The sequence below is a fragment of the Pseudomonas sp. MF4836 genome (genome assembly GCF_002018875.1).
In the GTDB taxonomy this organism is placed as follows: Bacteria; Pseudomonadota; Gammaproteobacteria; order Pseudomonadales; family Pseudomonadaceae; genus Aquipseudomonas.
The window spans coordinates 94,007-100,862 of the sequence record NZ_MVOL01000020.1 but is presented as its reverse complement, the minus strand read 5'-3'; the positions used below and the strand labels follow the sequence as shown (position 1 = coordinate 100,862).

General features: G+C 64.9%; 6 protein-coding genes. 4 read left to right on the top strand and 2 right to left on the bottom strand.

Annotation, left to right across the window (positions count from 1 at the left end; all coding sequences use genetic code 11):
- Window positions 1-663 precede the first annotated feature (663 nt).
- Window positions 664-1,323 (bottom strand): pentapeptide repeat-containing protein, encoded by a 660-nt coding sequence (locus tag MF4836_RS32110; RefSeq protein ID WP_078473731.1) that lies wholly within the window; start codon window positions 1,321-1,323, stop codon window positions 664-666.
- A gap of 190 nt (window positions 1,324-1,513) precedes the next feature.
- Window positions 1,514-3,409 (bottom strand): quinoprotein ethanol dehydrogenase, encoded by a 1,896-nt coding sequence (exaA, locus tag MF4836_RS32105; protein ID WP_078473730.1) that lies wholly within the window; start codon window positions 3,407-3,409, stop codon window positions 1,514-1,516.
- Between the two features lie 252 nt (window positions 3,410-3,661).
- On the opposite strand from exaA, the gene pedF reads away from it, so the two are divergent.
- Genes pedF through MF4836_RS32085 form a run of 4 tightly spaced genes read left to right on the top strand, consistent with a single transcriptional unit; the run spans window position 3,662 to window position 6,746 of the window.
- Window positions 3,662-4,123, top strand: coding sequence for a cytochrome c-550 PedF (pedF, locus tag MF4836_RS32100; protein WP_020299999.1), 462 nt, complete (start codon window positions 3,662-3,664; stop codon window positions 4,121-4,123).
- Between the two features lie 5 nt (window positions 4,124-4,128).
- Entirely contained in the window at window positions 4,129-5,004 is an 876-nt protein-coding gene (locus tag MF4836_RS32095; protein ID WP_078473729.1) for a substrate-binding periplasmic protein, read from the top strand.
- Window positions 5,005-5,013: 9 nt separating this feature from the next.
- Window positions 5,014-5,775 (top strand): quinoprotein dehydrogenase-associated SoxYZ-like carrier, encoded by a 762-nt coding sequence (locus tag MF4836_RS32090; RefSeq protein ID WP_078473728.1) that lies wholly within the window; start codon window positions 5,014-5,016, stop codon window positions 5,773-5,775.
- Between the two features lie 41 nt (window positions 5,776-5,816).
- Window positions 5,817-6,746: a quinoprotein relay system zinc metallohydrolase 1 gene (locus MF4836_RS32085; RefSeq protein ID WP_078473727.1), complete on the top strand. Its 930-nt coding sequence runs from the start codon at window positions 5,817-5,819 to the stop codon at window positions 6,744-6,746.
- The last annotated feature ends 110 nt before the right edge of the window (window positions 6,747-6,856 follow it).

Here is a 6,856-nt window from a genome sequence, read left to right as displayed (position 1 = left end):
CAGCGACGTCTTCGACTGCGTCGAAGGGCGCTGCGCGCCAATCCCCTGATGAACACCTCCACTCGGCCTGCCGAAGGGGCGGGTGGATCAAGATCAAAAGCAAGGTCAACAGCCAAAGCAAAAGCAAAAGCAAAAGCAAAAGCAAAAGTAAGGCACGCAAGTCCTGTAGCCGCTGCCGAGGTACGAGGCTGCGCTGGCCGCAATGGACGCGGTGTTTTAGCGTGTGTATTGGGCGTTGGTGAGGGCCAGCGTCCGAGCGCGGCCCGAGCCTGCGGCAGCGGCTACAGATTGCCGGGGGACAGGACGCGCAGGTACCGACCCAGGCCGGCCGGAGGGCCGCCTTGCTCTTGATTTTGATCTGAAGCGCCCCGTTAACCACGATGGCCGAACGCAGGCGATGAGCCGTGGGCAACCCGGCAGGACGCCGGGTTAGCCGCACTGGGCCAGGGATGGCCCATTGCGGCGGCCCACGGATCAATGCCGGAGTGAGGGCATGCCGAGCCTAGGCGAGGCACCAAGTGGTGGGGCAAGAGCCCTTTGGTTACTTTGGGCTGGGCCGGCATTCCGGCTTTTCCAAAGTGACCCGCTGTAAGAGCGGAACCCATAGCAGCCATAACCGCAGCAACGGATCTGCCCCCAATCCCAAATCCCCCGACCGACCCCCTACTTATCCCAACTCCCCGGACACCCCCCACACCCCTCCATATTCGCATCCTGAAAATTCGCATAATGCTGCCGCGACCCACTCAGGTTCGCCCGCTCCAGATTACTCTCGCCAAACTTGGCCTCCTGCAGATTGGCATCCCGCAAATCCGCCCCCTGCAAATCCGCCTTGCTCAACCAGGTCATTTCCAGGTCGGCAGCCTGCAGATTGGCCTGGTGCAACTTGGCCCCGGACAACCTGGCAAATTGCAGATAGGCACCGCTCAAATTGGCGTTTTGAAACTGCGCCCCCTGGGCAAACATCCCCCAGCCCTGAATCGACATCAGCTTGGCGCCCGTGAAATCCGCCAGGCGCAGGTTGCTCTGCTGCAAGCTGGCGCGGGTCAGGTTGGCGCCTTGCAGCTGGGCTTTTTCCAGGTTGGCCAGGTCCAGCTGGGCATGGCGCAGGTCGGCATCGCGCAGGTCGGCGCCGGCCAGGTTCATCTTGCGCAGGTCCTGGTTGGCCAGGTTGGCCCCGCGCAAGTTGGCGCCAGGGCACTGGCTGGATTCGTCGATCAGGCAACCGTTGATGGTCAGGGGGACATCGTTGCCGTCGTCGTCGACATTCACGGCGAAGGCAGGGGAGAGGGTCAGCAGCAGGGCCAGTGGCAGATAGTTCATGGTGCGGTTCTCCGGCTGGAGTGAAGGCGGGTGTGGTGAGGGCGCGGGCTGGCCGGCGCCCCGGGGCGTAGCCGTGGTGAACCCGGCCCACGCGCTATGCCTGAGCTAGCGTGTGGGCGGGTTTCGGGGCCGCTGCGCGCTGGTACGCCAGCCCGGCCCGGCGGGAGCAAGCGCCCTCGCCACACGTCGGTTAGCGCTGGGCGGTCTTGGTATCCCAGCTCGGGATCTTGAACACCCAGAACGAACCGCCTTGCGCCACCGGCTTGGTCAGCTCAGCCATGTCGCCACCCCACAGCGGTACTGCGCCGCCGTAACCCACGGTCACGCCGATGTACTGCTCGCCATCCTGTTCCCAGGTGATCGGCGGCGAAACGATGCCGCTGCCGGTCTGGAACTTCCACAGCTCCTTGCCGGTTTTCGCGTCGAAGGCCTTGAAGAAACCGTCGCCGGTGCCGGTGAACACCAGGTTGCCCTTGGTCGCCAATACCCCAGCCCACAGCGGCAGGTGTTCCTTGTGCTCCCACACCACCTTGCCGGTGGTCGGGTTCATCGCACGCAGGGTGCCGACGTGGTCGTCGTACATGCGCTTGATGCGGAACCCCATCCCCAGGTAGGCCGAGCCTTTCTTGTAGTTGACCTCCTCGGTCCAGTACTCCTCCTTCCACTGGTTGCCCGGGATGTAGAACAGCCCGGTGTCCTGGCTGTAGGCCATGGGGTTCCAGTTCTTGCCACCCAGGAACGGCGGCGAGACTTCCACTGGCTTGCCCTTGGTTTCACCCGGTAATGGCTTGGCCGGACGCTGGCCTTCGTTTTCCACGGGGCGACCGGTCTTCAGGTCGATATGGCTGGCCCAGGTGATGTTGTCGACGAAGGGGAAGGCGTTCTGCAGTTTGCCGTTGTTGCGGTCCACGACGTAGAAGAAGCCGTTGCGGTCGGCGTGACCGGTGGCCTTGACCACCTTGCCGTCCTTGTCCTTGTAGTCGAACAGCACCAGCTCGTTGTTGCCGGAGAAGTCCCAGGCATCGTTCGGCGTGTGCTGGTAGAACCACTTGACCTCGCCGGTGCTCGGGTCGACGCCGACCTGGCCCGAGGTGTAGAGGCTGTCGTAGTCGTGGGGGTTGCCGTCTTTCGAGGTCCGGGCCCAGGTGTTCCACGGGCCGGGGTTGCCGGCGCCGACGATGATGGTGTTGGTTTCGGCATCGAAGCTCGCGCTCTGCCAGGGGGCACCGCCGCCGTGGCTCCAGGCTTCGACCTTGCCGGTTTCGGTGGTCTTGTCATCGGGCCAGGACGGCGCCTTGACGTCGCCGGTGGTGGTGCTGTCCTTGCCATTCAGGCGGCCCATGTGGCCTTCGACGAAGGGCCGCATCCACACCTCTTCACCGGTGTCCGGGTCGCGGGCGAACAGTTGGCCGACCACGCCGAATTCATCGCCGGAGCTGCCGTGGATCAGCAGCACCTTGCCGGTGACTTTGTCTTTGATCAGCACCGGGGCGCCGGTCATGGTGTAGCCGGCGCTGTGGTCGCCGAATTTCTTGTTCCACACCACTTTGCCGGTGTTTTTGTCGAGGGCGATCAGGCGCGCATCGAGGGTGCCGAAGTAGATCTTGTCACCGAAGATCGCCGCCCCGCGGTTGACCACGTCGCAGCACGGACGGATGTTGTCCGGCAGGCGGTGGTTGTAGGTCCACAGGCGCTTGCCGGTCTTGGCGTCGAGGGCGAACACCCGGGAATAGGAACCGGTGACGTAGACCACGCCGTCGCTGACGATGGCCTGGGATTCCTGGCCGCGCTGTTTTTCGTCACCGAAGGAGTAGGACCAGGCCGGGGTCAGCTTGAACACGTTCTTGTCGTTGACCTGGGCCAGGGGGCTCCAGCGCTGGGCATTGGTGCCCATGCCGTACTGCAGCACGTCCTTGGTGGTCAGGTGATCGTTGGCGATGTCTTCCCAGGTCACGTTCTTGGTGGCAGGCGCCGCCGGGGCGGTGGCGGCCACGGCGGCCGAGGTCAGCGACAGGCTGCTGACCAGCAAAAAGGCTTGCACAGACAGGGTCAGGGGCGAAAGGGCGGGTAGCGATCTTATTGTCATGGTTGCAGTTCCCAGTGGAGGTTTTGGCCTGCATAGGGTGGGTTGCCGCCGGTTTTGCAGATACGGAAAAAGTCCCGCCCTTGCCGGGAAAAGTTCCCAGGCGGCACATGATTTAGGCCCTCGCCACAAGCCCTACTACCAAGGGAGTAGGGGCCGACCACCAAAGCAGCATACGGCTGGCGCGGGGGTGTTCATAAGATGGCGGCATAGCCTCTGTAGAGAGGTCTTGCGTGCAATCTTGAGGGCATAACAATGACAACAAAACGCAACGCCTTGCTCGCGGTAGGGCTCCTGGCCGGGTTGATCAGTACCGGTGCGGTCTGGGCCCATGGCAACGTGGTGCCGCAGGCGGTGGAAACCAAAGGCCTGACCCCTGTCAAGGACGCAGGCGTGACCGTGGATGGCGACGGCTGGGCAGCGGTCAACCCGTACCGCACCTCCGCGGAACACGACAAGGCGGTGGAAATCGGCGCCTCGGCCTATAACCAGAACTGCGCGGCCTGCCATGGCCTTGAAGCCAAGTCCGGCGGTATCGCCCCCGACCTGCGCATGCTCGATGTCGGCGAAGCCGGCGATGAGTGGTTTGTCGAACGCGTGCGCCATGGCGCCGTGCGCGACGGCCGGGTGTACATGCCGAAAATGGCCGACTACCTGAGCCAGGAAGCCCTGTGGGCCGTGCGCACTTACCTGGACAGCGTGCACGTCGAGGAGTAAGCGCCATGCGCCTGTTTGCCGCGCTGTTGACCGGCCTGCTGCTGTGCTGCCAGGCGGCGCAGGCGCAGGTGCGCACATTCGACCAGATGATCGCCGACGGCGAATTGAAGGTCGCTGTCTACAAGGACTTCGCCCCCTACAGCTTCGAGGACCAGGGCCAGGCCAAGGGAGTCGACGTCGAGTTGGCGCAAGCCTTGGCCAAGGCCCTGGGCGTGCGCCTGCAACTGATCTGGGCGCCGCCCGGGGAAAAACTCGACGACGACCTGCGCGACTACATCTGGCGCGGCAGCCAGCTGCGCAACCAGCAGTTGGCCGACCTGATGATGCGCGTGCCCTACGACCATGACTACGCGCAAAAACGCAACGAGCTGGGAGAGCTGAACAATGACCATGTGGTGATGTTCGGCCCGTACCAGAGCGAGTGCTGGCAGGTGGCCTATGATCGGCGGCGCCTGGACTCGGTGGCCAGCGTGGCGGTGTTCGAGCAGCACCCGATCGGGGTCGAGGTCGACAGCGTGCCGTCGTTTTACCTGACCTCGGTGTTCAACGGCATGCTCAGTGCCAAGACCCATCATTACCCCGATGTCGGCCAGGCCTTTGCCGCGATGAAAGCCGGCGAGGTGGACGCCGTCATGGCCATGCGCGGCGAGATCGACTGGCAGGTGCACCAGGCCGCCGACCCGCAACTGGCGCTCGCCGAAAACGCCTACCCGAACATGGGCAAGCAGCTGTGGGAGATCGGCATGGCGGTGCATGAAAGCAATCGCCAGCTGGCCTACGCCGTGGAAGAGGCCCTGGAAGGGCTGATCCGCGACGGCACGCTCAAGGCGCTCTACGCCGGCTACGGCCTGCGTTACGAAGTCCCGCAGATGTATCAATAGGAGCGTGTGATGAACTGGCGAGCGAGTTGGCTGCTGATCTGCTGGCTGCCCCTGGCAGGCCAGGCGGCGACGGTCGACCCGGGCAAGGACCCGGTGCCCTCGGTGATGTGGGCCTTCTACCACAAGCAGATGCTCGGCGATGCGCCCTTTGTTTTCGATGACCGGGTCAAGCTGCTGGCGCCGCCCTTTGCCGAGGATGCACGGCAGGTGCCGCTGGAGATCGACGCCCGGGCATTCGCGGGGCAGGTGGTGAAGATCCTCGCCTGGGCCGAGCTCAACCCGTTGCCGAAGATTGTCGACTTCCAGCCCGGGCCCGGGGTACAGCCCTGGTTGTCGATCCGCATCCGTATCGAGCAGGCCACGCCGCTGCGGGCGGCGGTGCAGACCCGCGACGGCCTGTGGCACGTCGGCTCGACCCTGATCGACGCCGCCGGCGGCGGTTGTACCGCACCCAGTGTGGTGCGCACCCAGCCCGGCTGGGAGGAGCACATCGGCGAAGTCCTGGGCGGGCGCTACCCCCGCGGCGACTCCAGCCGCCTGCGTTTGCAGGTGGCGCACCCGATGGACAACGGCATGGTCAGCGGCATCCCCGAATTCTTCCTCAACCACGCCGAACTGCAGGACGCCCAGGGCCAGGTGCTGGCGCGCCTGGAGCTGTTTCCGGCGGTCAGCGAAAACCCCAACCTGGGGTTCGACCTCGAGGGCGCCGGGCAGACCCGCCTGCTGCTGCGTGACAACAGCGGCAATGAGTTCGAGGCAGCGATTCCCTGAGCCCATTGCCGCACCCCATTCGCTGAACAAGGGAGCGCGCCATGCGCTGGATACTGCTGTTGTGCCTGAGCCTGTGCCTGCCGGCGTGGGCCGAGCTGGACTACCACCTCAAGCCCCGGCAGATCGCCGAAGGCACCTGGCTGCTTGAGGGCAGCACCGACAACTTCGCCAAGAACAATGGCGGCAATATCGTCAATACCGGGTTTATCGTCACCGACAGCGGGGTGGTGGTGATCGACAGCGGGCCTTCCCGGCGCTACGGCGAAGCCCTGCGCCGGGCAATCGCCGCGACCACCGACAAGCCGGTGATCCAGGTGCTGCTGACCCACCATCACCCGGACCATGTGCTGGGCAACCAGGCCTTCGCCGACGTGCCGATCGGCGCCCTGGCCGGCACCACCGACCTGCTGCGCCAGCAGGGCGATGCCATGGCCGAGAACATGTACCGCATGGTCGGCGACTGGATGCGCGGCACCGAGGTGGTGCTGCCGACCCAGGTGCTGGAGCCCGGCACCCTGAACATCGGTGGCCACCCGTTGCGCCTGCTGGGGTTGGGCGGGCACACCGGGGCGGACCTGGCGATCCTGGATGAAAAAACTGGGGTGTTGTTCGCCGGTGACCTGGTGTTTTACCAGCGCGCCCTGACCACCCCCAACAGCCCCGGGCTGGGCATTTGGCTCAAGGACCTGGACACCTTGCAGGGCCTGCCCTGGAAACTGATCGTCCCCGGTCACGGGCCGCTGGCCAGCGATGCCGCGCCCTTTGCCCAGATGCGCGATTACCTGGGCTGGCTCGACCAGTTGATGCGCGACGGCGCGGCCCAGGGCGATGACATGGCCGAGATGATCCGCCGCCCCATCCCCGAGCGTTTTGCCGGCATCAGCCTGAGCCGTTACGAGCTGATCCGCAGCGTCAGCCACCTGTACCCGCGTTATGAGCGGCAACAGTTGCGGCGTGTGGACACGCAGTAGTCCAGGCGCCGAGGGCTTTTTCTGTGACGAAGGTGTTGGCGCTGCTGAAGGGCTTCATGTGGCGAGGGCGCTTGCTCGCGCTGGGTTGCAAAGCAACCCCAACCCCGGCG